22 protein-coding genes are annotated in these 26,865 nt (G+C 39.2%); 5 read left to right on the forward strand and 17 right to left on the reverse strand.

Going from position 1 to position 26,865, the window contains the following annotated elements; translation table 11 throughout:
- The first annotated feature begins 270 nt into the window (after positions 1-270).
- The 4 genes from L4F93_RS00890 (at position 271) to L4F93_RS00905 (ending at position 7,576) form a co-directional block, all read left to right on the forward strand.
- On the forward strand, positions 271-1,893 hold the full coding sequence (locus L4F93_RS00890) for a class I SAM-dependent DNA methyltransferase (RefSeq protein WP_250351716.1): 1,623 nt from the start codon (positions 271-273) through the stop codon (positions 1,891-1,893).
- A 2-nt stretch (positions 1,894-1,895) separates the two neighbouring features.
- The gene (locus L4F93_RS00895) at positions 1,896-3,173 is read left to right on the forward strand and encodes a restriction endonuclease subunit S (RefSeq protein WP_250350684.1); all 1,278 of its coding nucleotides are present in this window, start codon (positions 1,896-1,898) and stop codon (positions 3,171-3,173) included.
- Positions 3,170-3,478, forward strand: a complete 309-nt coding sequence (locus L4F93_RS00900; RefSeq protein ID WP_250350685.1) for a hypothetical protein — start codon at positions 3,170-3,172, stop codon at positions 3,476-3,478. Before L4F93_RS00895 ends, L4F93_RS00900 begins: the two co-directional genes overlap by 4 nt.
- Positions 3,479-4,375: 897 nt before the next feature.
- Positions 4,376-7,576 carry a type I restriction endonuclease subunit R gene (locus L4F93_RS00905; RefSeq protein ID WP_250350686.1) on the forward strand — a complete coding sequence of 1,067 codons (3,201 nt, stop codon included), beginning with the start codon at positions 4,376-4,378 and terminating at the stop codon, positions 7,574-7,576.
- Positions 7,577-7,815: 239 nt separating this feature from the next.
- Here L4F93_RS00905 and L4F93_RS00910 read toward each other — a convergent pair whose 3' ends face one another.
- Positions 7,816-9,192, reverse strand: coding sequence for a rhodanese-like domain-containing protein (locus L4F93_RS00910; protein ID WP_250350687.1), 1,377 nt, complete (start codon positions 9,190-9,192; stop codon positions 7,816-7,818).
- 27 nt (positions 9,193-9,219) lie between these two features.
- A complete protein-coding gene (locus tag L4F93_RS00915; protein ID WP_250350688.1) occupies positions 9,220-10,236 on the reverse strand; it encodes a YeeE/YedE family protein in 1,017 nt (338 codons plus the stop codon).
- A gap of 237 nt (positions 10,237-10,473) precedes the next feature.
- On the opposite strand from L4F93_RS00915, the gene purA reads away from it, so the two are divergent.
- Entirely contained in the window at positions 10,474-11,772 is a 1,299-nt protein-coding gene (purA, locus tag L4F93_RS00920; RefSeq protein ID WP_250350689.1) for an adenylosuccinate synthase, read from the forward strand.
- A 56-nt stretch (positions 11,773-11,828) separates the two neighbouring features.
- Here the strand turns inward: purA and L4F93_RS00925 are convergent, their stop codons facing one another.
- The 15 genes from L4F93_RS00925 to kbaZ form a co-directional block, all read right to left on the reverse strand.
- Positions 11,829-12,560, reverse strand: coding sequence for a carbohydrate-binding family 9-like protein (locus tag L4F93_RS00925; protein WP_250350690.1), 732 nt, complete (start codon positions 12,558-12,560; stop codon positions 11,829-11,831).
- A 300-nt stretch (positions 12,561-12,860) separates the two neighbouring features.
- The gene (locus tag L4F93_RS00930) at positions 12,861-13,811 is read right to left on the reverse strand and encodes a tagatose 1,6-diphosphate aldolase (RefSeq protein ID WP_250350691.1); all 951 of its coding nucleotides are present in this window, start codon (positions 13,809-13,811) and stop codon (positions 12,861-12,863) included.
- A gap of 34 nt (positions 13,812-13,845) precedes the next feature.
- A complete protein-coding gene (nagA, locus tag L4F93_RS00935; RefSeq protein WP_250350692.1) occupies positions 13,846-15,006 on the reverse strand; it encodes an N-acetylglucosamine-6-phosphate deacetylase in 1,161 nt (386 codons plus the stop codon).
- Between the two features lie 12 nt (positions 15,007-15,018).
- Positions 15,019-15,810, reverse strand: a complete 792-nt coding sequence (gene agaR, locus L4F93_RS00940) for a transcriptional repressor AgaR (protein ID WP_250350693.1) — start codon at positions 15,808-15,810, stop codon at positions 15,019-15,021.
- 144 nt (positions 15,811-15,954) lie between these two features.
- Positions 15,955-16,746 carry a hypothetical protein gene (locus L4F93_RS00945; protein ID WP_250350694.1) on the reverse strand — a complete coding sequence of 264 codons (792 nt, stop codon included), beginning with the start codon at positions 16,744-16,746 and terminating at the stop codon, positions 15,955-15,957.
- A 49-nt stretch (positions 16,747-16,795) separates the two neighbouring features.
- The gene (locus tag L4F93_RS00950; RefSeq protein ID WP_250350695.1) at positions 16,796-18,418 is read right to left on the reverse strand and encodes a sulfatase family protein; all 1,623 of its coding nucleotides are present in this window, start codon (positions 18,416-18,418) and stop codon (positions 16,796-16,798) included.
- 20 nt (positions 18,419-18,438) lie between these two features.
- Entirely contained in the window at positions 18,439-19,635 is a 1,197-nt protein-coding gene (locus L4F93_RS00955; RefSeq protein WP_250350696.1) for an anaerobic sulfatase maturase, read from the reverse strand.
- Between the two features lie 203 nt (positions 19,636-19,838).
- Positions 19,839-20,480, reverse strand: a complete 642-nt coding sequence (locus L4F93_RS00960; RefSeq protein WP_250350697.1) for an RpiB/LacA/LacB family sugar-phosphate isomerase — start codon at positions 20,478-20,480, stop codon at positions 19,839-19,841.
- Positions 20,481-20,512: 32 nt separating this feature from the next.
- On the reverse strand, positions 20,513-21,559 hold the full coding sequence (locus L4F93_RS00965) for a glycoside hydrolase family 88/105 protein (RefSeq protein ID WP_250350698.1): 1,047 nt from the start codon (positions 21,557-21,559) through the stop codon (positions 20,513-20,515).
- Between the two features lie 66 nt (positions 21,560-21,625).
- Entirely contained in the window at positions 21,626-22,063 is a 438-nt protein-coding gene (agaF, locus tag L4F93_RS00970; protein WP_250350699.1) for a PTS galactosamine/N-acetylgalactosamine transporter subunit IIA, read from the reverse strand.
- A gap of 125 nt (positions 22,064-22,188) precedes the next feature.
- Positions 22,189-23,061, reverse strand: coding sequence for a PTS system mannose/fructose/sorbose family transporter subunit IID (locus L4F93_RS00975; protein ID WP_250350700.1), 873 nt, complete (start codon positions 23,059-23,061; stop codon positions 22,189-22,191).
- Positions 23,051-23,821 (reverse strand): PTS N-acetylgalactosamine transporter subunit IIC, encoded by a 771-nt coding sequence (agaW, locus tag L4F93_RS00980; RefSeq protein WP_250350701.1) that lies wholly within the window; start codon positions 23,819-23,821, stop codon positions 23,051-23,053. The genes L4F93_RS00975 and agaW overlap by 11 nt, the downstream gene beginning before the upstream one ends.
- 18 nt (positions 23,822-23,839) lie before the next feature.
- On the reverse strand, positions 23,840-24,328 hold the full coding sequence (agaV, locus tag L4F93_RS00985) for a PTS N-acetylgalactosamine transporter subunit IIB (RefSeq protein WP_250350702.1): 489 nt from the start codon (positions 24,326-24,328) through the stop codon (positions 23,840-23,842).
- Positions 24,329-24,345: 17 nt separating this feature from the next.
- Entirely contained in the window at positions 24,346-25,506 is a 1,161-nt protein-coding gene (locus L4F93_RS00990) for an SIS domain-containing protein (protein ID WP_250350703.1), read from the reverse strand.
- A 15-nt stretch (positions 25,507-25,521) separates the two neighbouring features.
- Positions 25,522-26,805, reverse strand: coding sequence for a tagatose-bisphosphate aldolase subunit KbaZ (kbaZ, locus tag L4F93_RS00995; protein WP_250350704.1), 1,284 nt, complete (start codon positions 26,803-26,805; stop codon positions 25,522-25,524).
- Positions 26,806-26,865 lie beyond the last annotated feature (60 nt).

Below are 26,865 nucleotides of genomic sequence, written 5' to 3' on the forward strand. Positions count from 1 at the left end.
CTTTTCGTGCAATAGCTCAATTAAAGCGAATGATTATCATCTTAATGCCAAAGCGAAAACAACACTCAAGTGAGCATTTATAGGCTAAAAAGGATTAAAGGAAATTCACCTTTTCATTCAAAAGTGGAATGATATAATGCTACAAAAATCACTATTAGTAGGAGAACTCACGTTTTATGAATAATAGCACAGCACAGCACAGCACAGCACAGCACAGCACAGCACAGCACAGCACAGCACAGCACAGCACAGCAAGATTGTAGTGCCAGCCTGGCACAACAGCAAGCCTTTTTAAATGATTTAGATGCCCGTCTATGGCAAGCAGCAGATAAACTGCGTAGCCAACTTTCCGCCTCTGATTATAAACATATCGTTCTAGGCTTAATTTTCTTAAAATACGTTTCTGATAGCTTCACCACATTTCGCAAAAAACTTCACATCAAGCTACAAGATCCACAAGACCTCCTTTATCTTAATCCAAATGGTTATTCTGCTGAAGAATATCAAAACCTCCTCAATAGTGAAATGGAGCTACAAGACAACTACACCGCAGAAAATATCTTCTGGGTACCACAACAAGCTCGTTGGGAAACCATTCGCAACATCGCAACGCTCAATCAAGGTAGCCAATTACCTTGGGGTGGCTCATTCCGTGGCGTGGCAAATCTTATTGATAACGCATTTTCTGCCATTGAAAATGAAAATCCAAAACTTAAGGGGATTATCCAACGTATTTCAGGTTACGACATCAATGATAAAACGCTGATCGGCTTGCTTAACACCTTTTCTGATACCGATTTCAGCCAACCTACTTATAACGGCGCACCGATTTCAATGGCGGCAAAAGATATTCTTGGCCACGTATATGAATATTTCCTTGGTGAATTTGCCGCGAAAGAAGGACAAAAAGGTGGGGAATATTTCACCCCTAAATCCATTGTCAGCCTGATTGTTGAAATGCTTGAACCTTACCACGGACGTATTTATGACCCAGCAATGGGATCGGGTGGTTTCTTTGTGCAAACAGAAAAATTTATCGCGGCGCACCAAGGCAATATCAACCAAGTCTCTATCTACGGACAAGAATACAACCCCACCACTTGGAAGCTAGCTGCAATGAATATGGCAATCCGCGGCATTGAATTTAACTTTGGTAGACGCGGCGACAGCTTCACTAATCCACAACATATTGATATGAAAATGGATTTTGTAATGGCTAATCCGCCATTTAACGTAAAAGACTGGTGGGACGAATCCCTACAAGGCGATCCACGCTGGGCATACGGCGTGCCACCAAAAGGCAACGCCAACTTTGCGTGGATTCAGCATATGCTCTACCACCTTGTGCCACAAGGGCGAATGGGCATTGTGCTGGCAAACGGCTCAATGAGCAGCCAAGCAGGGGGCGAGGGCGAAATCCGCCGACGCTTAATTGAAGCGGATTTAGTGGAAGCGATGGTTGCCCTGCCTAGCCAGCTTTTTACCAATGTTCAGATTCCCGCTTGTATTTGGTTTTTCAACAAAGCCAAAGCCCGTAAAGGCGAAGTACTGTTTATTGATGCACGGCAAGTGGGCTATATGAAAGACCGCACCTTGCGTGATTTTACCGCCGCCGACATCGCCCGCATTGCCGAAACCTACCACGCATGGCAAAAGGGCAGCGACTATGAGAACCAAGAAGGCTTCTGCTATACCGCAAGCCTTGAAGAAATCGCCAATAATGATTTCATTCTCACCCCCGGGCGTTATGTCGGCACACCTGAAGAGGAAGATGACGGCATCCCCTTTGAAGAAAAAATGGCAGAACTGACGACAAAACTGGCGGAACAGTTTGCCCAAGGACGAGAGCTAGAAGAAGCGATTAAGAAGAGTTTAGGTATTGTAGGGTACTAATAATGGAATGGATTGAAACAACTATTGGGGAATATTGCCCTTTTTCTTATGGTAAAGCACTACCACAAACTAAGCGAGTAAAAGGAAACTACCCTGTATATGGCTCAAATGGAATTGTTGGTTATCACAAAACACCTAGCGTGCAATCACACGGAGTTATCATTGGGCGGAAAGGAAGCCTTGGAGCTATTCATTTATCTTTAACTCCATTTTGGGCTATTGATACTTCTTTCTATGTGATTAAAGAAAGCATACTAGAATTAAAATTTACCTATTTTTTGCTACAAACACTGGGTTTACATGAAATGAATTCCGATAGTGCAGTACCAGGATTAAATAGAGATAATGCTCATTCAGTGAGAATTAGAATACCAAAATTACAAAGTGATCGCGAAAAAATTGGTGAATATTTATCTATCTTTGATAACAAAATCGCCCTGAACACCCAAACCAATCAAACCCTAGAAGCGATTGCTCAAGCGATTTTTAAACATTGGTTTATTGATTTTGCCCCCGTACACGCCAAGGCGGAAGTCTTGGCAGCAGGCGGCAGTGCCGAAGATGCCGAGCTTGCCGCCATGGCTTCCCTAAGCGGCAAAACCCCTGATGCCATCACCGCCTTAGCCCAAAGCGATCCCGATGCGTATCAAACCTTACGACAAACCGCCCAAGCCTTCCCCAGCGCCTTTACCGACAGCGAATTAGGTTTAGTGTCAGAGGGGTGGGAGGTGAAGCCATTAATTGATCAATTTGATTTTCAAGGCGGTTCACAGCCACCAAAATCCGAGCATATTTACGAAAAAAAAGAAGGGTATGTAAGATTTATTCAAAATAGGGATTATGCTAATGAAAATCATAAAACTTATATTCCCGTTTCTAAGAAAAATAAGCTTTGCTCTGAAACAGATATTTTAATGGATAAATATGGCGAAGCTGGCAAGGTAAGGTTTGGTATTTCAGGTGCTTATAATGTTGCTTTAGCGAAAATCAAACCTAAAAATATTTTATTTAAAGAATTTCTTCGTTGGTATTTTATGCAAAAAAAGACGCAAGAATTTTTATTTTCAGCCTCACTTGCTTCAACAAGAAGTTCTTTAAATTCCAAAACATTTATTGGTATGAATATTTATATTCCTACTAATAATGTACTCTCAGCGTTTAATACTATTGCTGAAAAATATATTCAGCATACATTAAACTTGAGAAAAGAGAACCGTACTTTATCTAAAGTTCGGGATTTATTATTACCCAAATTACTTAACGGAGAATTGACACCATGACAGAAGTAAAACTAATCCAAACAAAATGGAATATATTTTATACTCTTGCAAAACAGCTAAAACATAGAGATCGCTTTTATCCTCCTGCTAATTTTATTCCTTTACTAGAGAAAGGAAATGAAATTATTTATAACCATATATCTAGTGATAATATTAAAGATATAGAATCTTTAGTTTCTTTATTAGAGCGATGTGAGTTCCGCGGAGAAGTATGGACTTACAATGAAGCTTTCCCAGCGATTACTCAGCAAGACTTTGATAATTTAACATCTATTCTTTTAAAATTATCTGAGTTCAATAAATAATTTTACGCTCCATAAAACGGGCGAACACATAGGTTCGCCCCTACGCAGGAATAAATAGATTTTGGAAAAATCAATAAAAATAAAAAATACGGTAAAAAAATCACAGATTTTTTCACACATATTATCCCGTAGGGGCGGACCTATGTGTCCGCCCGAAACAACATTCCCCATATAATAAACGGGAAAATATAAAAACGGACGAACACATAGGTTCGTCCCTACAAGGATGCAGAACGATATTTTAAATAATAAATAGAAACAAAAATAAGGGAAAGCTTCCCCAAAAAGACTAACTATAAAAGTGCGGTAAAAAAATCACAGATTTTTTCACCATATATTACCTCGTAGGGGCGGACCGATGCGTCCGCCCGAAACTAAATTCCCCATACAATAAACGGGGAAAATATAAAAACGGACGAACACATAGGTTCATCCCTACAAGGATACAAAACGATATTTTTAAATATAAATAGAAACAAAAATAAGGGAAAGTTTCCCCCAAAAGACTAACTATAAAAGTGCGGTAAAAAAATCATAGATTTTTTCACACATATTACCCCGTAGGGGCTGACCTATGTGTCCGCCCGAAACAAAACTCCCCTTGCATAAACGGGAAAATATAAAAACGGACGAACACATCGGTTCGCCCCTACAAGGATACAAAACGATATTTTTAAATATAAATAGAAACAAAAATAAGGGAAAGTTTTCCCAAAAAACTCACTATAAAAGTGCGGTAAAAAAATCACAGATTTTTTCACACATATTACCCCGTAGGGGCGGATCGATGTGTCCGCCCGAAACTAAATTCCCCATACAATAAACGGGGAAAATATAAAAACGGACGAACACATCGGTTCGTCCCTTAAATAACAGTTATAAAACAAAGGATCCCCAATGCACATCAACGAATCCACCATTGAAAATCTTGCCATTGAACAATTGCAATCTCTTGGTTGGCAATATGCCTATGGCAAGGAGGTATTGGCTGAACAGGATTGCCCTTGGCGAGAAAGTCTAACGGAAGTGGTAATAATACCTCACTTATTACAAAGTTTACGCCAGATTAATCCTCACTTGCCTCAATCTGTCTTGCAAGGTGTTGTACAGCAAATTACACAGCCTGATATTCTCTCAGTAGAAGAACGCAACAAGCGATTTTACCATCAGTTAAAGCAAGGGATAAAAGTACATTATCAGGAAGATGGGCAAGAAAAGCACGATGTGGCACTGCTGGTGGATTTTAAACAGCCTGAAAATAATCTCTTTTATGTGGTTAATCAATTGGAAATTGAAGGGGATAAAGGCAAGCGTATCCCTGATATTCTCTGTTTTATTAATGGCTTACCATTGGTTATCTTTGAGCTTAAAAATCCCCTTGATGTGAGTGCGGATTTAGATAAAGCATTCAACCAACTGCAAACCTATAAACGAGAAATGCCGGATCTCTTTGTGTTTAATCAATTAATGGTGATTTCAGACGGTACAATCGCACGCCTAGGATCGCTCACGGCTGATTTTCAGCGTTTTATGCCTTGGCGTGTGGTGGATGAAAGCCAAGGCAGCCTGCGTATAAACTTTGAAAATGAGCTTTCAGGCTTATTACAAGGGCTGTTTTCGCCTCAGGTATTGCTTGATTATCTGCAATCTTTCGTTGTGTTTGAGGCGGATAATAAAGGAACAACGGTGAAAAAAATTGCCGCTTATCATCAATTTTATGGGGTGAATGCGGCTGTCGAAGCCACCATTGCTGCGCAGTTAAGTGATAGCCGTAAAATAGGTGTGGTGTGGCATACGCAAGGTTCTGGGAAATCGCTTTCAATGTTGTTTTATGCGGGTAAGCTGATTACTCAGCCTGAATTAAAAAACCCAACTATTGTGGTGGTAACAGATCGTAATGATTTAGATGGACAGCTTTTTGCTACCTTTAGCCAAGATCAGGAAATAACACGACAAACGCCCATTCAAGCAGATGATCGAGAAGCATTGCGGGCAGAATTGGCCAAACGAGAAAGCGGCGGCATTATTTTTACCACCATTCAAAAATTTGCTTTACGTGAAGGTGAGCTGCAACACCCTGTATTAAATGAACGCCATAATATTATTGTGATTAGCGATGAGGCCCACCGTTCGCAGTATGGATTTAGTCAGAAAATTAATCAACAGGGGACTTATCGTGAGGGCTATGCAAAATATTTGCGTACGGCATTACCCAATGCGAGTTTTATCGGCTTTACTGGTACGCCTGTGAGCTTAGAAGACCGTGATACGCAAGAAGTGTTCGGTAGATATATTTCTATTTATGATATTCAAGATGCTGTGCAAGATGGTGCCACAGTACCGATTATTTATGAAGCACGACAAATTCCATTACAAGAAAGTCAAGCCTTTCGACACGCTGTGCAAGAAGCACAACGTTTACTTGATGATGACGAAGAAAGTTATTCTTTCCGTTTGCGTGAACAGTTAATGGGAACAGATGAAAGAATCGCAAAATTAGCTGAAGATTTGGTGCGGCATTTTGAGAGGCGGACTGAACTCGAAGAGGGTAAAGCCATGGCAGTGGTAATGAGCCGTAAAATTTGCGTAAAACTGTATGATGAGATAATTAAATTACGCCCTCATTGGCATAGTGATGATATCAATCAAGGGGCGATTAAAATTATGATGACGGGTAATGCCAGCGATCCCGAAACAATGCAAAAGCATATTTATACTTCGCAAGATCGTAAAACCTTAGAAAAACGTTTTAAAGATCCTGATGATCCACTAAAAATAGTCATTGTGCGAGATATGTGGCTAACGGGGTTTGATGCCCCAGTATGTAATACGATGTATATTGATAAACCAATGCAAGGGCATAATTTAATGCAGGCGATTGCGAGGGTGAATCGTGTATTCCGCAATAAAAGCCGTGATAATGGCGGTTTAATTGTGGATTATGTGGGTTTAGCCGAAGAATTAAAACAAGCAACCAAGCAATATACAAATGCCGGGGGTAAAGATCAGGTTAAAACCGATATTGAACAAGTCTTTCAAAAAATGCTTGAATATATTGATATTATTCGTGGCCAATTTGCAACACCTGTTAATGGTAACCCTTTTGATTTAGCTAAGGTATTAACATTAGATGATCCGAGTGCATTACTCAATGCCATTCGCTTTGGTGCAAACCATATTTTAGCCTTAGATTATCAAAAAAATCATTCACAAAGTGCGGTGGAATTTTCCCAAGATTTTTCTCACCATACCGATACACCACGCAAAAAAGCCTTTCTGCAAGCGGTGCGTTTAGCCAAAAAAGGCTTTATGCTTTGTAGTTCAATGCCAAATATTCAGCCTTATCGCCAACAGCTCGCCTTTTTTGATGCCGTACGTGCCACCATTATGAAAGCAGAAAATCAAGGCAATCACACAAGTTCCACAAAGGAAAAGCAAATTAAATTAATCAGTTTACTTAATCAAGCTGTTCATTCTGATGGCGTGGTTGATTTATTTGAGCTGATGGGGGAAGAACGCCCTGATCTTTCAATTCTTTCTGAAGATTTTATTGGAATGGTAAAACATAGCAACACGCCTACCCTATGGGCTTGTGCAATGGAAGGCTATTTAAAAAGCGAAATTCGTAATAAAGCAAGTAACAATATTGCTATGCAAAAAACCTTTGAGGAAAAACTCAAAGAGATGATGAACCAATATAACAATCATAATTTGACTGTCATGGAAATCATCCGTGAATTAGTTGAGCTTGCTAAAGAAATTGAATATCAACTCGCTAAAGGGGAGAAATTAGGGCTAACTCATACTGAACTTGCTTTTTACGATGCGTTGATTCGTAACCAAAGTGCGGTGGAAAAAATGGAAGATTCCGCCTTGATTCTTCTTGCTAAAGAAATCACCGATCAACTACGCCGTTCCGTTACGATAGATTGGCAGCGAAAAGAGGCCGTTCGCGCTAAAATGCGAGTATTAATTAGACGCACATTATTAAAATATAAATATCCGCCCGATCTTGCCACTGAAGCCATTGAATTTGTACTTAAACAAGCAGAAGCGGTGGCGGAGGAATTGGTTATTCATTCAAAGGTTTCAGAGTGAGAAACTGAATGGATAAAATAAATGGAATGTTCCAGTTTGGTATAAGCTAATATAGCTCAATGTAGTGTGTACAGACAGATAGTATGAAAAGACGAGCCACTACGATCATTTTGCGCTCTTCTTCGATTGCTTTTTTACTCTTTTCAGCTTGTTATCTTCTTTTAAACTTAAATAATCACAAAAATCTCTCCCTAATTAACAGAGGCGAATATTAATTCGCCCCTGATGTTTGATTTCTCCTAGCTCTTGCAAGAATTGCCTTTTTTCATCACTTTACCAAAATCATTTTTGCTATCAGGTTTATTTTGTTGATGAGATGCGCCCTTTTGTATTGGGTATTGACTATCCATTTGCCACGCATTCCAGCCACCATCATAAATCATCGTATTTGGCCAGCCTGCTAATTGGGTGATAAACCAAGATACGCCTGCCCGCCAACCTGTTCCACAATAAAAGGCTAATTTATCTCCTTTGTGAATACCTTGTGTTTTCCATAATGTAAAGATTTCATTTGGGTTGCGTAAGGTATTATCGGGATCGTAATAATCTGATAGGTTAGAAGAATCTGTGCCAGCAAAGCCCCAAATTGCTCCCTCTGGTTCCCCTTTTCCGGGAATGTAATCATAACCGCTAATCTTGCCTATGTATTCGTCCCAAGCACGGTTACTAATTAGCTTTAATCCCTGTTTTTGTGCATTAATAACTTCCTGTGGCATAGCTATATCAATTTGTGGGTTAGCTGGGATTTTTGTGCCAAATTGGCGTTCTGGTTGAGGGATATTGACTTTGGTTTCTGTGGAAAAACCTGCATCCATCCACGTTTCGAGATTGCCGTTTAGCACACGTACATCTTCCACACCTGCCCATTTTAATGCCCAAAAAATGCGGTAAGCAGCGAGCTGGTTATCAGAATATAGAATCACTGTTTTATCTTTTGTTATGCCATTTTTCAGTAAATTCTTCTCGATTATATCAGGTGCGGATAAATTCCAGACAGGATCATTTTCCACCCAATCGGTATTAAAATGATAAGCACCTGAAATATGTTGGGTATAAGATTTAGCATTTTCTAAACTTCCCCAAGAGACTTCAAAAAGCATCACCTTTTCATTCTCTAAGGTTTCTGGCTTTTCTCCGTTAATTGCAGCATTCACCCATTGTGGGGAAACGCTATATTTAAAATTTTCAAAAGATTCAAGCGGATAATTTGCATTGGCGTAATTGATAAAATCATTAAAGCGATAGACATCATAACCTTTAGCTGCAAATTCTGCGGTAATACAATCTAAACTCTCTGGGTCACTATCATAAAATACTAGTTTTTTCTCTTTGGTTATGCCTTTTCCTGTGGCAAAAGAGACAAATTTTTCGGGTTGAATATTTTCAATCCATTCACAGCGAAATTGCACTGCCCCTTTAATATGCCCACCTCGTATGGCATTTTTATCTTTAAATCCGTTATATAAACTATCTTGCCTTGTATCGATAATCACAAAATTTGGATTATCAAGTTGATTGAGTAATGCTGATGTTTCGATCACTTTGATATCACGATCATCACAAGCAGATAATGCCAAGCTCACAGCGACCGCCAATAAGATTGATTTCATTTTCATAAGATTTCCTTTTTATTGTAGGTTAAATTAAATCCCACATTGTGTAGGTTTTGTGAATAATGAGGCAAGCCAGCTACCCAATAAAATCATTAAAGTTGCAAGCCACCCCTGCCACGAGAAATAAGCCGTAGAAACAAAGGCATTAGTGATCGTACAACCACCGGCAAGGGCGGCGCCTATTCCCATCGCTACACCACCTAAAACACGTTGCATAACACCTTTTGGTTCAGGCATTCGCCATTTAAAATCCCCAGCTAGCCAAGCACTCAGATAACTGCCAATAGGAATACCAAGTACAAATAACATTCCCCAATTAAGATAACGCTGTTGCCCAGTTACAATATACTGCACCACATTAGCAGAAGGCACAGCAATACCAAAACCAAAGTTACGCCCACTCTTAGAACTAAAATACCATGCAATAATACCTAATAAGCCTATTGCTCCCGCGGTAAAAAAGGGAGACCAATAATGTGCAAAAATGTTGGGCAAAATCTTTGCTGGTGTTGGAGGTTTCGGAAAATGATAGCGAGGATTTTTATACTGGTAGTAATACAAAAGTGCGGTGATAAAAATCAATAAACTGACCAAACTCCAAGGAGAAAGGTTCAATGTAAGATAGATGTTATCCCATGCGGTAGGATCGGCGGTAAAATGATTAATGATATGCTTTAAAAAACCAGACTGTGTTGCTGCCATTGTTAAAGTAAAACTAATTAAAGCAAGATAACTCCCGACTGCACCCTCTGCACTACGAAACCATGCCCCACTTGCACAGCAATTTGCCAGTGTCATTCCAACACCAAAACATAGCCCACCTAGTATCGTAGCTAAGACAGGAAGCTGGCTTGTTGGAATATGAATTAAATTAAATTCAGCGAGGGTAAAAATCCCGATCGATTGAATGGATATGGCGATTAAAAGTGCGGTACAAAAACGCAAATTTTTTTGTTGATAGAGAGAGCGGAAACCTGAGACAAAGCAAAATTGCCCACGTTGTAATAGAAAGCCTAATATTAGCCCAATAATGAAACCTGAATACATCGATTAAACCTTAATACGACTTATCAAAAGAGAGTTAAATTAAAGCATAAATAATCACCCATTTCAATTTTCATTGATAAGGCAGGATTTTTCTAATCGCCAAAATGAATAAATTTTAAACCGCACTTTGGATAAAAAATCTATCACAAATCGTTATTTTACGTTGAGATTATGGGCATAAAATAGTAAAGTAGCTCACTGTTTTTCATTCATTACAACTCAGCTAAGGCGGATTTTATGGGAAAAAGTGTCGTTATCTTAGGCGCTCAATGGGGCGATGAAGGTAAGGGAAAAATCGTTGATCTATTAACAGATCGCGTAAAATATGTTGTTCGTTATCAAGGCGGACATAATGCAGGGCATACCCTTATTATCAATGGCGAAAAAACAGTATTGCGTCTTATTCCATCAGGTATTTTACGTGATAATGTAACTTGTTTAATTGGTAATGGTGTGGTGCTTGCACCTGATGCATTAATGCAAGAAATGGGAGAACTTGAAGGACGTGGCATTAATGTTCGTGAACGTTTACTTATTTCTGAAGCTTGCCCATTAATCCTACCTTATCACGTAGCAATGGATAAAGCACGTGAAGCCGCATTAGGTAAAAAAGCGATCGGCACAACAGGACGTGGTATTGGTCCTGCCTATGAAGATAAAGTCGCTCGCCGTGGTTTACGTGTGGGTGATTTATTTGACCTAGAAAATTTTGCTGAAAAACTTAAAGCAATCTTAGATTATTATAATTTCCAATTAGTACATTATTACAAAGCAGAGCCTGTTGATTATCAAAAAACATTAGATGATGTGATTGCTGTTGCACCGATTATTACAGGTATGGTGGCTGATGTTACGGCCATTCTTGATGTAGCGCGCAAAAATGGTGACAACATTCTTTTTGAAGGTGCGCAAGGTACAATGCTTGATATTGACCAAGGTACCTATCCTTATGTAACCAGTTCAAATACCACCGCTGGCGGTGTTTCCACAGGTTCGGGCTTTGGACCTCGCCATATTGACTATGTTTTAGGCATTATTAAAGCCTACTGTACGCGTGTTGGAGGTGGACCATTTGCAACAGAATTATTTGATGAAGTTGGCGCTGACATTGCACGTAAAGGTAATGAATTTGGTGCGGTAACAGGTCGTCCACGTCGTTGTGGTTGGTTTGATGCAGTAGCAATGCGTCGAGCGATCCAAGTAAACTCTATTTCCGGTTTCTGTATGACAAAACTGGATGTATTAGATGGCTTTGATGAAATCAAAATCTGTGTCGGTTACAAAATGCCAAATGGGGAAATTGCTGAATTTGCGCCACTGGCGGCAAAAGATTGGGAAGGCGTTGAACCTATTTATGAAACATTACCCGGCTGGAAAGAAAGCACCTTTGGCGTGACAGATGTGAATAAACTGCCTGAAAATACACGTAACTACATCAAACGTATTGAAGAAGTAACTGGCGTGCCTGTAGATATTCTTTCAACTGGGCCAGATCGTGTCGAAACAATGATTCTTCGTGATCCATTTGCTGAATAAAATCAAATGCACAATAAAAACGCCGTTTTCCAACGGCGTTTTTTTATGAATATCTATTATTTTTTAGGTTCTAACACAAATTCACCAAAAGAAGAATTAATGTGGAAATTTGGTTTCTCTGTTTTTGGATCAACCCAAGTAATCCAATTTGCTTGTTCTTTACCTTTCCCTTTAATAATAGAAAATTCTGCACGATAAGCACCTGCGCGAATTTTATTACCTTGAATTAAATGATGTTCTTTTAATTCACTTAACGCAATTTTACCTTCTAGGGTATAACCTTTTTCAGTACGAACCCCAACGGTTTGTAAGGTTTTAGGATCCCATTCTGCATTAATGTTTTTTTCGACATCACGCAGCATAGATAAGCTACGACCTTTGTAGTCCATTTCTAATGCGACATATTTTGGATATTTACCGTCAGCTTGGGGTTTATCAATTTCACCGGGTGCCATAAATAATTCTACGCGATCTTCACGGGCAACCATCCATTCGTGATCAGTGCTGTCATAAACCACCACATTTGGATCTTCAACATCAAATGAAAAATAGAAATTTTCATCATCGTGAAACGCTTTGAACTCCGTTTTTGGCATTTCCGCTTGTTCCCAAGGATTCACAAAATCAGTAACACCTTTTACTTTACCCCATACCGCATCATCCAATTTCCCATCTAACACGGGAGTTTGCGATTCAAATGCGACATTATAGGTTTTGGCTGGGCCTTCTGCTGCAACATTCATTGAAAATGCCGCTGTACAAAGGGTCGCAAGTAATAATTTTTTCATAACAATTTCTCCTATAGTAAATAAAACATTTATCTCTGTTTTTGTCGCATTAAGCGAATAATGGTGATGGGATATATCACGATAGGCGTGTTTTCAAATAACCTGCCCACTAAAATTCTCACTGAAAGATGAAACAAAACCCAGCTGAGTAACATAAATAAACCTGAATTTAAATGAGAATAGCCATTCTGTCTATGAGTAAGTTTTGATTATGTGATCTTGATCTAAAATTTTCAAAACGATGTTTTAAATAAAAAGCGGTCTAAAATAGACCGCTTTTCTGTTCATTACACGATAAGATTAAATGTCTAACGGCTGAGCTGTTTCTTTTAATACGCTATTCAATGCTTCAATATTGGCTTTGCCTTCAGTAAGTAGCCATTGTTTTGCCGCTTCGGCACCTTGCGCTTTAAAAATTTCAGCAGCCCCTGCCCAAGTGGCACGTCCGCATAGTACGCCATTGAAATCACAGCCAGCCGCTTTAGCAAAACGTAAGGTATCTAGGAATAGCTGTGCGCTCACGCCTGCACTGAGGAAAATAAATGGAAGAGAAGTCGCCTCACTTTGTTCTTTGAAGTAGGCTTTTGCTTGCTCTTGGCTATATACAGCTTCTTGTTCTGCAAAACCTTCAACAAATTTCATATCGACTGGCACTTCCACTTTTAACACATCAACGCCAAAACGGGGTTCGGAAAAGCGTTTCATTGCCTCGATCACTTTGCGTGGTTTGATTTTCGCATATTCTTTTGGATCAGAAATAGTTGCGTCATAGCTTACAAGTTCAAGGAAAAATGGCATTTCTTCTGCTTTACATTCTGAGGCAACACGTTCAACAAAGGCTTCTTTGCGATCATTGACCTCTTTTCCTTCATCAATATCAATGTAAAGTAATAATTTAATGCCATCTGCGCCTTGTGCTTTTAAGCGTTGTACGGATACATCATCAATTAAATCAGGATAACGACCCGGTTGTGTTTTGTCATAACCTGTTTTTTCGTATGCCATTAATAATCCGGCATTTTCTGCACGTTTTTGTGCGGCATTCCAACCCACCTCAGGATCTAATAAAATAGATGACGCATAAGGGGTTAAATACTCTGAAACCAAGACTTTAAATTCTGCTAATTGAGCATTTGTAGCATCTTCACCAAGCATACGGCGTAATGCGCCACGTTGGTCAATTGCCAATGCGGCAATTAAATTGTCTTGGCTACATAATTTTTTTAAACGTTCAGTTCTTAAATTTGACATTATTTTCTCTCCATCTTTGTAACTATAAAAAATATTAAATTTTTTCACCGCACTGATATACTGGCTTACCTTGAATATAAGTGGCTTGCACTTGTAATGCTTTGTTTAATAAGGTGAAATTGGCTTCTTTACCTACTGCGATATCGCCAATGCGATCTGCTACGCCTAAATAAGTGGCGGGAATGGTGGTAACCATTTGAATGGCTTCCCATACTGGTACATTGGCTTTAAACACCATATTGCGCAACGCTTGATCTAAGCTGCAAGTGCTACCTGCAAGCGAGCCATCAAAGGTTCTTGCTTGCCCATTTTGTACACGTACCGTTTGTACGCCTAAGGTATATTCACCATCAGGTAAACCGCCTGCACGCATACAGTCTGTAATCAACACCATTCGGCGATAAGTTTTTAATTTATACGCTAAACTCAATACCGCTGGGTGAACGTGAATGCCGTCTGCAATAATTTCTGCCAGCATATCGTGATATAACACGGCGCCCGTACACCCCGGTTCACGGTGATGCAACGCACTCATTCCGTTGAATAAATGTACGCCACAATCCGCGCCTAAATAATAAGCTTTGGTGACCTGTTCAAAGGTGGCGTTAGTGTGTGCCACAGATACTTTTACGCCATTTTCCACTAGCCATTTAATCGCAGGTTCCGCATTTTCTATTTCAGGCGCGATGGCTACGCGTAATAAAGTGCGGTCGGAAATTTGCAATAATTCTTCAAGTTGAGGAATGGTTGGGGGCATTAAATATTCTGTTGGGTGTGAACCACGATGACGTTCCGTGAAATAAGGACCTTCCATAAAACTGCCCAACAATTCTGCACCAGATTGATGACCTTGTTGAATGTAATCTTTCATTCGTTGCATTGATGACAGAATAGTTTGCCAAGGGGCTGAAACTGTCGTTCCTACCCACGCGGTAACGCCTGTTTGTGGTAAAGCCTGTGCAATCGTTTGAAGTGCGGTGTTATTTTCATCCATCACATCTGCCCCTGCGCGTCCGTGAATATGCACATCAATAAATCCCGCTGAAAGATAGCTGTCTGGATAATAATGCACATCGCAATCTGTGGGCTTGTCTTCTTGGATACGTTCAATTTTACCTTGATTTATCACCACATAGTTATTCAGTAATTCGCCTGATGCGGTCATTACTTTTTCGGCTTTAATCGCATAACGCATTCGTTTTTCCTCTTAATCGACAATAATCACTTCAATATTGTTTTCTTGAAGTGCGGTTAAATATTCAGAAGAAATTCCAGAATCCGTAATTAACACATCAATATCCGCAAATTTTCGGATAATGTGGCAACTTTTTTTATCAAATTTACTGGAATCGGTAACGGCAATGACTTGGCTGGAAATATCACACATAATACGATTTAAATTCGCTTCTTGTTCATTATGTGTGGTGATGCCCGCTTGAATATCAAACCCATCCACACCAAGAAAGACCTTGCTAAAACAATAATTTGCTAGGCTTGCATCGGCTTGTGGCCCTGAAAAAGACATTGCATTTTTACGCAATTTTCCACCAGTCATTAAAATTTCAACATTTTCAGCATCTGCTAATTCAGAAGCAATATCTAGCCCGTTTGTCATCACAAGCACATTTTTGATCGCTGATTTTTTCAATGCGGTGGCAATTTCTCGGGTTGTGGTGCCTGAATCTAAAATGATGATGTCATTGTCATTAATAAACTTTAATGCCGCCTCTGCAATCTTATTTTTCGCGCCTAAATTTCGATGCCTTTTTTCCGAATTACTCAGCTCGGAGATCATTCCTTTATTCGGTATCGCGCCCCCATGAGAACGAACAATGTAACCATTTTTTTCTAAAAAATTGAGATCTTGGCGAATAGTAACGGTAGAAACAGAAAAGGTTTCAGCCAAATCTTCTACACGGGCAGAAGAATTTTTATTGACTATTGCAACGATCTCCATACGTCTTTCTATTGCACTTTTCATCTGTTTATCTTCGTTCATTGAAATATCTGGTGTAAAAATTATAGAGTAAAATAAAGAAAAATGAAACAAAACGAAATTAAAATTCAGGGTGAAAGATTAATTTTAATCCGTAAAATATTTATTTAAGCTTTCGATTTCTTCCTTTTATCTTCATTTTATTAATCAAGCATTTTTCCCCAACACTTCAATTTGAGTTAAGGCAGTAAATGGCGAAGGATCAACGCCTTTTACAAAATTTGTCAAAATGAGGTGATCACAATAACGTTTATCAAAATGAAATACCTGCGGTTGTCCTGTTCTGGCTAATGTCAATATTTCCTCTGAGCCATCAGAAAATCGAACACTTATATTCTGCCACCACGCATCATGGGGGAAATCCGCGCGGAGTATTAAAATCAGGCAATCCACTTCCACATTTCGACCAAATTCAATGTTTAATTCTGCATTAGGATCTTGTGCATTACTCCAAGAAGTAAAAGGATAAGAGCCGTGGGCATTGCTATCAAAAATGCCGTCAATCACGTTATAAGGGGCAAAACGAATATTGCTTGGTTTGATATTACTACTAATGCGTGGGTACATTCCGCTCTGGTGCGGTTGAAAATAAGGATTAAAGGCAAGGTTTGTATATTGTTGTATCTCATACTCTCTTGCAACGCGTATCCATAAAAAGTGAATGCCTCCTTGAAAGGCTTTGTCACTATTAAATAACCGTCTGTTATCACCAAAAGGAATGTGATACTCAATCCGTGGTTCAGTTAAATAGATAAGGCTACTTTCTAAACTGTCCTCCAAGCGACACTTTAAATAGCAAGGTGTGGTATCTGTTTCAATGCAGATACGATCGCCTTCTTGATATTCTCCCTTATAAGTAAACATTAAAAAATCAAAGGCACTTTTACAAAATTTAATGTTATTCTCTTTATCTATAATACTTAGTGTGAGTTTTACCATTATTCCTCCTAAAAAAATCAGCCACGCTCGCGGTGGCTGATAAACAACATTATTTTACTTCTGCTGATGCTTCAATCGCTTGAAACTCTTCAGGATTCCATACCATTGGTTTAGGTTGTTTGCTAATCCAATGATGAAATGCTGTTTGTAGCTCTTTTACTTTTTCTGGATACTGGCTCGCTACATCCTTGCTTTCAGCAGGATCCACCTTGTCGTGATACAAATGTAATTGATTGCTACCATCATTATAGAAATACAAGGCCCAATCTTTATCACGGATAGCCCACGAACTTTTTGATAATTTTTCTAAGTGTGGATTCTTCGGTGCTTCATTGGTATTGTAGGTAATATATTTCCAATAGTCTGCCCAGAATTGCTGATTCTCTTCACTATAATGTTTGGCTCCGGGGCCTGCCCAATAGAGATATTGATGAGGTGAGACCGTTTCTTTACCTGATAAGATCGGTAAAATATCTTTCCCATCTAATTTTAACGAATCAGGCAACGAAATTTTTGCCGCTTTAAGTGCGGTTGGTAAAATATCTATTGCCGAAATAAGCTGATCATTTTGGCTATTGGCTGGAATATGATTTGGCCACGATACGATGAATGGGACACGTAATCCGCCATTATAGAGCTGCCCTTTGAATCCTCTATCCATACCATTTAAAGGCATTGGCGCTTCGTGTACGGAACCGTTATCAGAAAGGAAGAAGATCAAGGTATTCTCTAATTTTCCTTCTGCTTTTAATTTATCTATAATTTTGCCAATCCCTTCATCTGCCGCATTAATGGCTGCAAAATATTTATCTGCTTCAACATTCCCTGTATTAAAACGATCCATATATTTTGCTGGTGAAGCTTCTTCTAAAGGAATATGTGGCACACTATAAGCTAAATTTAAAAAGAAAGGTTTATCCCCGACTTTATCAATAAATTGTAGCGCTTCGTTGGTTAAGTTGTGTGTTAAATATCCCGGCGAGGCAACAGGCTTGTCATTACGCCATAATGCAGGAGAATGCCACAACGCCGCCCCTGAAACGAAATAACTATAAGAGTAATCAAAGCCACGATCTGTTGGGAAATAGCCTTTTTCTGGGACTGAGGAAAAATTATCGTGATAATCCCGTGTTCTGAGATCTTCTGGCTGTGTGATTCTGCCAATTTTACGATCTCGGTTTATTTTTGCATTATGGTATTTACCAATATTCGCTGTGGCATAGCCATTTTCTTGGAATAATGCGGGTAATAATTTCACATCAAGTGGAATGCCATTAAAGGAATCATCATTGCTGTAAATACCAAAAGAGGCAGGGTAACGTCCAGTAAAAATACCTGCTCGAGAAGGTCCACACACAGGATGTGCCACAAACGCATTTGTCATTTTTACACCTGATGCGGCTAATTTAGACACATTTGGCATCGCTTTTTGTGCCGCCTCAATCATTTTATTAATATCGCCTTGATAGCGTGCTGCCACTGGACGCTGATTTAATGCCTCTGCGTCTAAACTATCTATCGCAAAATCTAACTGCCCTGAACCTAAGTCATCCATAACGATAACTAAAACATTTGGCCTGGTTGGTTCAGCCGCCTGTGCCTCAAAAGAAAATTGACTGACACCTGCCACCATAGCAGATAACAAACAAGTACTAAGCAATGAACGTTTCATTACGCCCTCCTCAAAAAATGCTAGTTGATCATTTTCATAATCTCTGCCGCTAACCCACCTTGTTGAATAATATCACGCATTCGGTGCATTAAAGGTGCCGTTTGACGGAAGAAAAGTTGATAAGATGGACACAAATAGTTGTGCTTAAATTTCTCACCTTTTAAATTGACAATACGATGTTTCGGGCAACCGCCATGACAAATCATTCGTACATCACATTTCTCGCATGCTTTGGTTAAGGTTTCTTTTTTCGCCTGCCCGAACTTTTGTTGCTTTGGCGAACGTGCAATCTCTGATAATGGCTGATGGTGGATATTACCAATCCTATAATCAGGATAGACATAGTGATCGCACGAATAAACATCGCCATTTGCTTCCAGAACTAATGCGGAACCGCAAGTTTCAGTTTGGATACAACTCGTTGAAGGATAACCTAGCCACTGCCCTAATAAATTATCAAATTCACGGACAAAAATTTGCCCAACATCTTCTCTTACCCACACAGAAAACACATCAAGCAAAAAGCGTCCATAACCATCAGGCGGAACGGAAAATCCTGTCATTCTATAATTTTTACCCGGATTATAATCGCTACGTTGTAAAGAATAATTGGCGACTTCGACGATAGGAATAAACTGCATAAAAGTTGAACCGAGCGCTTTTAATGCTTGGTATGTTTCACGTCCTTTATGCCAATTTTTATCGTTGATAACCGTTAAGGTATTAAATTCCACTTCATACTCTTTCAAGAGATCAATGGCTTTTTTTACTCGTTCAAAGGTCGGTTGTCCATTTACGGAAATACGATAGCGATCGTGAACATCACTTAATCCATCTACAGAGATACCAATCAAAAAATTGTTTTGTTTAAAAAATTCTGCCCATTGTCGATTTAATGCAATCCCATTTGTCTGAAAACTATTTGTAATGGTTTTCCCATTGGCAAATTCTTGCTGAAAATCCACCGCTCTTTTAAAAAAATCCAAACCTAATAAAGTGGGTTCGCCACCTTGCCAAGCAAAATCAACCTGATCGCCCGCGTGGGATTGAATATAATTTCGGGTGTAATCTCTCAATGTATCTTCTGACATCAAGCGGACATTATGCGTTAGAACCTGCTCTTTCTCTAAATAAAAGCAATATTCACATTTGATATTACAATGAAAGCTACTCGGCTTTGCCATCATATGAAAATAAGCGGGTGGGGACTGACGCATAAACACCTCCTAATGCGAAATTATCGTCATTTAATTTTAAAATAATCGCTGTTACACCTCTCTATATCAATCTATATTACTGATATGATCTTTGGTTCGTTACTTTGTATTATTTTAAATATTAATGGCTATAGTCAGAACAACGAAATTCGTTAAACAAAAAAATTAATAGAGGGGGAATTCCTTTCCCCCTTTTTATCGGATTAGCTATTTAAAACTTCCGTAACATAAGCACGAATTGCATCATCTTGGCAGTTATCAAAGAAACATTGTTGGAAACGTTCTCCGCTTACTGCTGTTTTGACTAATTCAGGATCAATGGCTCGTAAAGTATCTAAGTAATTCTCTTTTGCCACAGCTGCTTTGACTTGATTTAAAATCCCTGCATTACGCACTTGTGGTTCGCGGCGTTCCACTGGGTAACCTTGACCGCGTTCACCTTCAAATGCTTTTTCAAACATATAGCGAACATTGAGTTCAGCCCCCCAACCAAATCCTTTAGCAAAAGCTAATGAAAGTGCATTCCCATTATTAATTTGTGAGAATAAGAACGCATCTGCTGGTTCAAGGCAGTAACCACATACCACCCCCGGATGAAGGTTTAATGACATTAATGCGCCTTGACCCGTACCACAACCTGCAACAACAAAATCCACTGCTTTAGAATTTAATAAAATACTCGCCATAATACCCAAGTGGATATAAGTAAGATGATGATCTTTTTCACTATTCATCCCCACGTTATAAACACTGTGTCCTTTAGGTTCGACCACATTTTTAAGTTCATTTAAAATAATTGGGTTTTTTGCCGCTTGGCTATTTTCCATCATTAATGCAATTTTCATTTTTCTTTCCTTTATATTAAAAAAATTTATGCTTATTTCGCTTGTAATTGATACATTTCGGCACCGGCTAATAAAAATGCGCCTACACCATAATCAATATTATCTTCCGCTTTCACTTCACGAGGGTTAAAGGCCGGTAATTGAATCCACCCTAATTTCCCGTCATTATCGACCACGCTGACTAAACCAGCCCACGCTTTTTCTACCACTGGAAGATAAGTTGCACGATCTAATACGCCTGAATTAATTCCCCAAGCCAGTGCATAGCAGAAAAGTGCCGTTGCACTACTTTCTTTCGCTGGGAATGTTTGTGGATCAAGTAAACTTGCTCGCCAGAAACCATCTTCGTGTTGGAATGGCAATACAATTTCCGCTAATTGACGATAAAGATCAAGATAGCGTTCACGCTCAGGGAAATCTTCTGGCATATCACGGAATAATCGAGGAATAGCAGCTATCACCCAGCCTACACCTCTTCCCCAAAAGACTTTCTCACCATTTTCTTCACGTAATTCATCCCCTTTTCCATCTGGGATATAGCGATAATCACGATAGAACAACCCTGTTTCTTTATCTTGTAGATGATCAACCGAATCCCACCAAGCTTGGTTAGCATAATCACGATATTTGCTTTCCCCTGTTAAGGTAGAAAGGGTAAAAAACACTTGTGGAGCCATAAAGAGTGAATCACACCACCACCAATCTTCACGTCCCAGTTTTGGATTCGCCAACATATCTTCCACAAAGTTAATGGTCGGTTCTAAGGCTTCAGGTTGGTTAAATAGTGGATACACATCAAGGTAAGGTTGTGCGCATACTAAATCATCAGCAAAACGTGCATGTGGTCCAGTACGGAAACCGGTATGCAAAGTGTAATTTAGCACACCATCTAAGAAAACTTGTTCGCCCGTTACTTTCCACGCATTAGACACACTCGCCCAAAATACAGCTCTATCCCAATCTGTATCTTTAATAAAACGGATACGTCCTGTACGGCGTACCACGGTACGGGTTTGATTTGCCGCTTGCCATTGATACACTTTCTTCATTACCGCAAGGGTTTGTTGTTGAGCGGTCATATTATTTCCCCTTATATTTTCTTTTTTACGCTATTGTTTTCTAAATTGAATTTATTTAGCGCTAATTTATAGCCCATCTTCTTCGCTATCATTATCTTGCGAAAGATTATTGATATCTTCACGTAAATCTTTTATTTGGCTAAATTCGCCTCTTGCCAAACATTCGGTTAATTCTTTCAGTGAAAACTCTTCACGTTCTAATGCAGCATTCACAATCATTGATAAATTTGTTCCTGCAATCACTTCGACATTTTGATCATTTAATAAGATATTGATGGCACGATTACAAGGTGAGCCACCATAAAGATCAACAAGGAACAATACGCCATCACCAGAATCCACACGCGCTTTTGCAGATAAAAGTTGAGCCTCTAAATCATCTGTTGTCATTGACTCTAAAAAATCGACAAATTCTAATTGCGGTTGTTGCCCAACTATCGCCTCTACGGCAGAACGCATACCTGAGGCAAAATTGATATGACCTGATACTACGATACCTAACATAAACTGTCCTTACTTCTTGTCTTTTATCATCATCCGGTTTTGCAACATTTCAAAACCTAAACGACTATATTATTCTAGAAAGAAAATGAGGTTTCCCTCATTTTCCTTAATTTAGCATTAATGGATTAAATAATACCTATTAAATGTCCGATTACCCCGAAGGCAAGTGTACTGAAAATCAATACGGGTGGTTTTGCCCAAAAGCCTGTTCCTTTCACTAATTTAAACATTAGGAAGACCAGTGCAAGCGGTAATAGATTTGGCATAATTTTATCGAAAAGTGCGGTCTGTAATTCCACCACTTTTCCACCCATCTCAATACTTGCGGTGGTTTTAAATCGTATAAAGGTGGCACACAATGCCCCGATAACGAAAATCCCCATAATATTTGCCGCTTTAGCTAAACGTTCCGTAGAATCGCTCATACTCACCATTGCGGCTGTACCCGCTTTATATCCCATAAACATTAAGCTGAAATACACAAAGAAGTGCATAATTTGATATAGGATAAAGAAGACAAATGGACCTGCAATTGAACCTTCCATCGCAATAGATGAACCTAGTGCAAGGGTTAATGGCATAATCGTCATATGGTCAATACCATCACCAATCCCACCTGTTGGTCCCATACCTGCTACTTTCATTACGTTAATCGTAGAAGGTTTTTCTTTATTTTCTTCCATTGCAATCGCTGTACCGAGCAAGAAAGTGAATAACTTAGGACTTGCATTGAAAAATTGAAGATGGTTTTTCAATGATTTAGCTAAATCGTATTTATTATTGCCGTGGATTTTTTTCAATGCTGGAATGATTGAATACGCCCAACCACCTGCTTGCATACGTTCAAAGTTGAAGTTTCCTTCCATGAACAAACCACGAATTGCACATTTCCACAGATCACCTTTTGTGATCACTTTACGAACAGTCGTATCTTGATACGCATCAATATCATCAACAAGGCTTTCTGCTACTTGGTTGTTTACATTTTTAGATTCCATCTTCGAACTCCTGTGCTTGAGATTGGTTATTGTTATTGCCATTACCTGAGAAGTAGAAATAAAGTACTGCGATTGATCCACCGATAATTGCCACCGCCATAATTGGTAGTTTTAAGTAAGTTGTGGCAACGAAACCGATGAAAAATACGCCTGCCACTTGTTTTGACCACATAATTTTCAATAACATTGCAAAACCGATAGCGGGTACTAAACGCGCACCTAAACCTAATCCTTCCAAAATTTCTTTTGGTGAATTATTGTTGATCCAATCTGCTGCATGTTCACCGAAGTAAACGGTAATAAATGCAACAATTGCATAGAGTAAAGAACGTAATGAAATTGTTGAAATCAGTAAGAAATCAATCCCTTTTGTATTTGCTTGCTCTGCATATTCATCAGCTTTACCCATAGTAAATGAAGTTAAAGCAAAGAAACCAATTACTAACATTTGCATAAGTACAGCAATTGGCATACCCACACCCATTGCCACTTCTGCACTTTGTCCTGTCATTACCGCAAAGGCAACCGCCGCAATCGTCCCCATTGTTACATCAGGTGGCTGCGCACCTGCATTAGGCACTAAACCTAACCAAGCTAACTCTAATGTTGCCCCTGTAATAAGACCTAATTGCAAATCTCCCATAATCAAGCCAACAACAGGGCCTGTAATTAATGGACGGTGAATATTAAGTGCGACATCGTATTTATCAATACCGCAGAAGAACGCCCAAACGGCGACTAATAATGCTTCAGTTAACATAAATGCTCCTTACGAATATTAAAGATACTGTTTAATATCAATTTCTTGAGCATCTGGCGTATTTTGGATTGTGCAAGTTACTCCTGCATTCACCATACGACGGAAAGCATCAAGATCTTTTTCATCAACAGAAACGGTTTTAGTAATTTGGTTTTTACCTTCATGATAGTGCATATTCCCAATATTACAGTGTTTGATTGGCACACCACCTTCCACTAAACGTGCAACATCTGTTGGGTTGTTGCATAAAATGAAAATTTTCTGTTGTGGTGAGGCTTTATGAATCACATCAATGGTTTTTTGAATTGTGAAAAAACGTACTGCATATTCACCACCTGCTGAAGCTTTCATTCCTGCTTGCATAAAAGGGGCATTTGGACCTTCTGCGGCTTCATCATTCGCGACTAAAATTAAATTTGCTTCAGAATGCTTACCCCACGTAATCTTAATTTGACCGTGTAATAAACGTTCATCAATTCGCGTCCATACAATATTCGGTGTTGACATAAAACTCTCCTTAATAATTATGAATGAAATGGGTGAATGATAACGCCTTGAACCACACGGTTTACTTCACCTGTTGGGCAAGGATTATCTGTGGTAATACCACGGGTAAACGAACTATAAAATGAATTAATTTGTGCAAAGACAATGTACGGGAATAATAGTGCATAATCTGGTGCATCAGCAAAGCCTGCGATATTCACTACATCTCGTCCTTCTACGCCCGATTGTGCGGTTAAGCACACAATGCGTGTTGCAATACCATCTCTGCATAATTCATTATATAAATCAATATCATATAAACGTGTATAAGGTTGATTTGAAAGGAATTGAACCACTGTTGTTTTATTATTAACAATAGATTTTGGTCCGTGACGGAACCCAAGGGAAGAATCATAAGTGGCAACAATACGTCCCGCAGTTAATTCTAAAATTTTTAGTGCTGATTCTTGTGCTAATCCTTGTAATCCACCACTACCGAGGTAAATAATGCGATCAATATCCACTGTGGCTAACTGACGAGCAACTTCAACATACTGTGGAATTAATTTTGCTGTGGCATCTGTAATGAAACCTAATTGCTCCGTAACTGAGCCTTTTGGTAATAAAAACACGGATAAGGCAGAAAGCATCATTGAGCTAAAACTAGATGTCATTGCAAATCCACCATCATTGGTTTGAGGTGGCATTAATAATGCTAAAGTGCGGTCATTTTTTTGCGCATTTTGATATAACGCCCCTTGCTCGTTACAAGTAATAAATAAATGATAGCAATTCGTTAAACATTGATTTGCCAATTCCACTGCTGCCACACTTTCAGGACTATTTCCAGAACGAGCAAATGAAATAAGTAATGTTGGCACATCTTGAGCGAAATATTGGTAAGGGTTAGAAACAATATCCGTTGTCGCAATGGATTCAACACGTTTATCCGTCATTGTAAGCACAAAAGGTTGCAAAGAATGCCCGACAAAAGCCGATGTTCCTGCGCCGGTAAAAATAATGCGTCCATTTGTTGCATTTATTACGGGGGCAATAAAATCGAGAATTTCTTGACGGCGCTGATCCAACATTTGCAAACTTTCTTTCCACGCTTGCGGCTGCTGTTCGATCTCTTTTGCTGTCATAATGGCTTTCCCTGCCACTAAATCATTCTCCGAGATACCTAAATAAGTTGTCATATTTCTATCCTTTCCTTAATGATTAAAAAAACTGGCTTTGGCATATTGTCTAACCACAGCACGCACTTTATCTAGCACAAGATCTTTTGCTTTAGGCAATATTTTTCCTTCACGTACAGCCAAATATTGTTCTGGTAAGTACTGGCTAAGTAATGGAAGTGGAATATCCATTTGAGCAAAATTGGTAAATAATTTATCCACTGCCTTAGCAATATCAGGATTCGTCCAGTAATAACGAATACGATCACTAAAGCTAAAACTTCTTGCAAAACACTGTTCTAATTCGCTGCCGTGATAATATTTTTTCCAGTTTTCAGGGTGTGCAAGCATTTGTGCTTCTAATACAGTACGTAAATTTGAACATTGTGTGGCTGGGAATAAGTATTCTTCCATTGCACACAGCGCATATAAACCTTCACGTAAAGCAAAGGTGAGCGCTGGCCCTACTTTCAAAATAGCAAAATGATTTTTAACTAACGCCTTATAAGCTTCTTCTGTTTGATAATCGGTGGAGTGCGCTTCAAACACAAGATTTTCATAATCATTCACCACTTGGCTTAATGCTTGTGCTTTCTCAGGAACAAAATCAATCACTTTAGTATGGTCAAATTCCACTCCCGGTTGTACCACTAAGCCAACAACACGTGGCCAAATATGATCTAAGCCAACGCGAGAAAAGGCTTCTTGATGTGCATTAATGGTCGCTTTTGCAGCTTGTGGCGAAGTCACCTCTAATTCTGCAATTTCTTCTGCTTCCCCACCCGGTACAGGAACTTCTGTTCCAACAATATAAACGATACGATTTGCTAATCCTTGTTTCTCTGCGGTTTGTTCTGCTATTACAGCTAAACGTGCAGCACGTTCTGCGACAATGCTATCTGAAAGAGGAATAGGATCACCTTGACAAGACATACTGCAATCTAAGTGGATTTTTTCAAACCCTGCAGTAACATAAGCTTCAATTAATTTTTCTGCATTTACCATAGCCTCTTCTGCCGGCAATCCTTGCCAGCGGTTAGGCCCTAAATGATCGCCACCTAAAATTAATTGCGCTCTTGGAAAACCCACTTGATCTGCTAATTGTTCAACGAAATGACGAAAATCTGCTGGTGTCATTCCTGTATAACCACCAAATTGATCCACTTGGTTGGATGTTGCCTCTATCAACAAAGGGGTGTTATCTTCTTTGGCTTGTAATAAAGCGGCTTCTAAAACAAGCGGGTGAGCAGAGCAAACAGAATAAATTCCGACAACTTCACCTGCTTTATGTCTTTTAATAAGGTTGAGCAATATACTCATTTTTGTTTACTTCCTTTTAGGTGGGTCAAATTTCGTTTAATGAAGATGAAAGAAATCACG

The sequence above is a fragment of the Avibacterium sp. 20-132 genome, assembly GCF_023611925.1.
GTDB lineage: Bacteria > Pseudomonadota > Gammaproteobacteria > Enterobacterales > Pasteurellaceae > Avibacterium.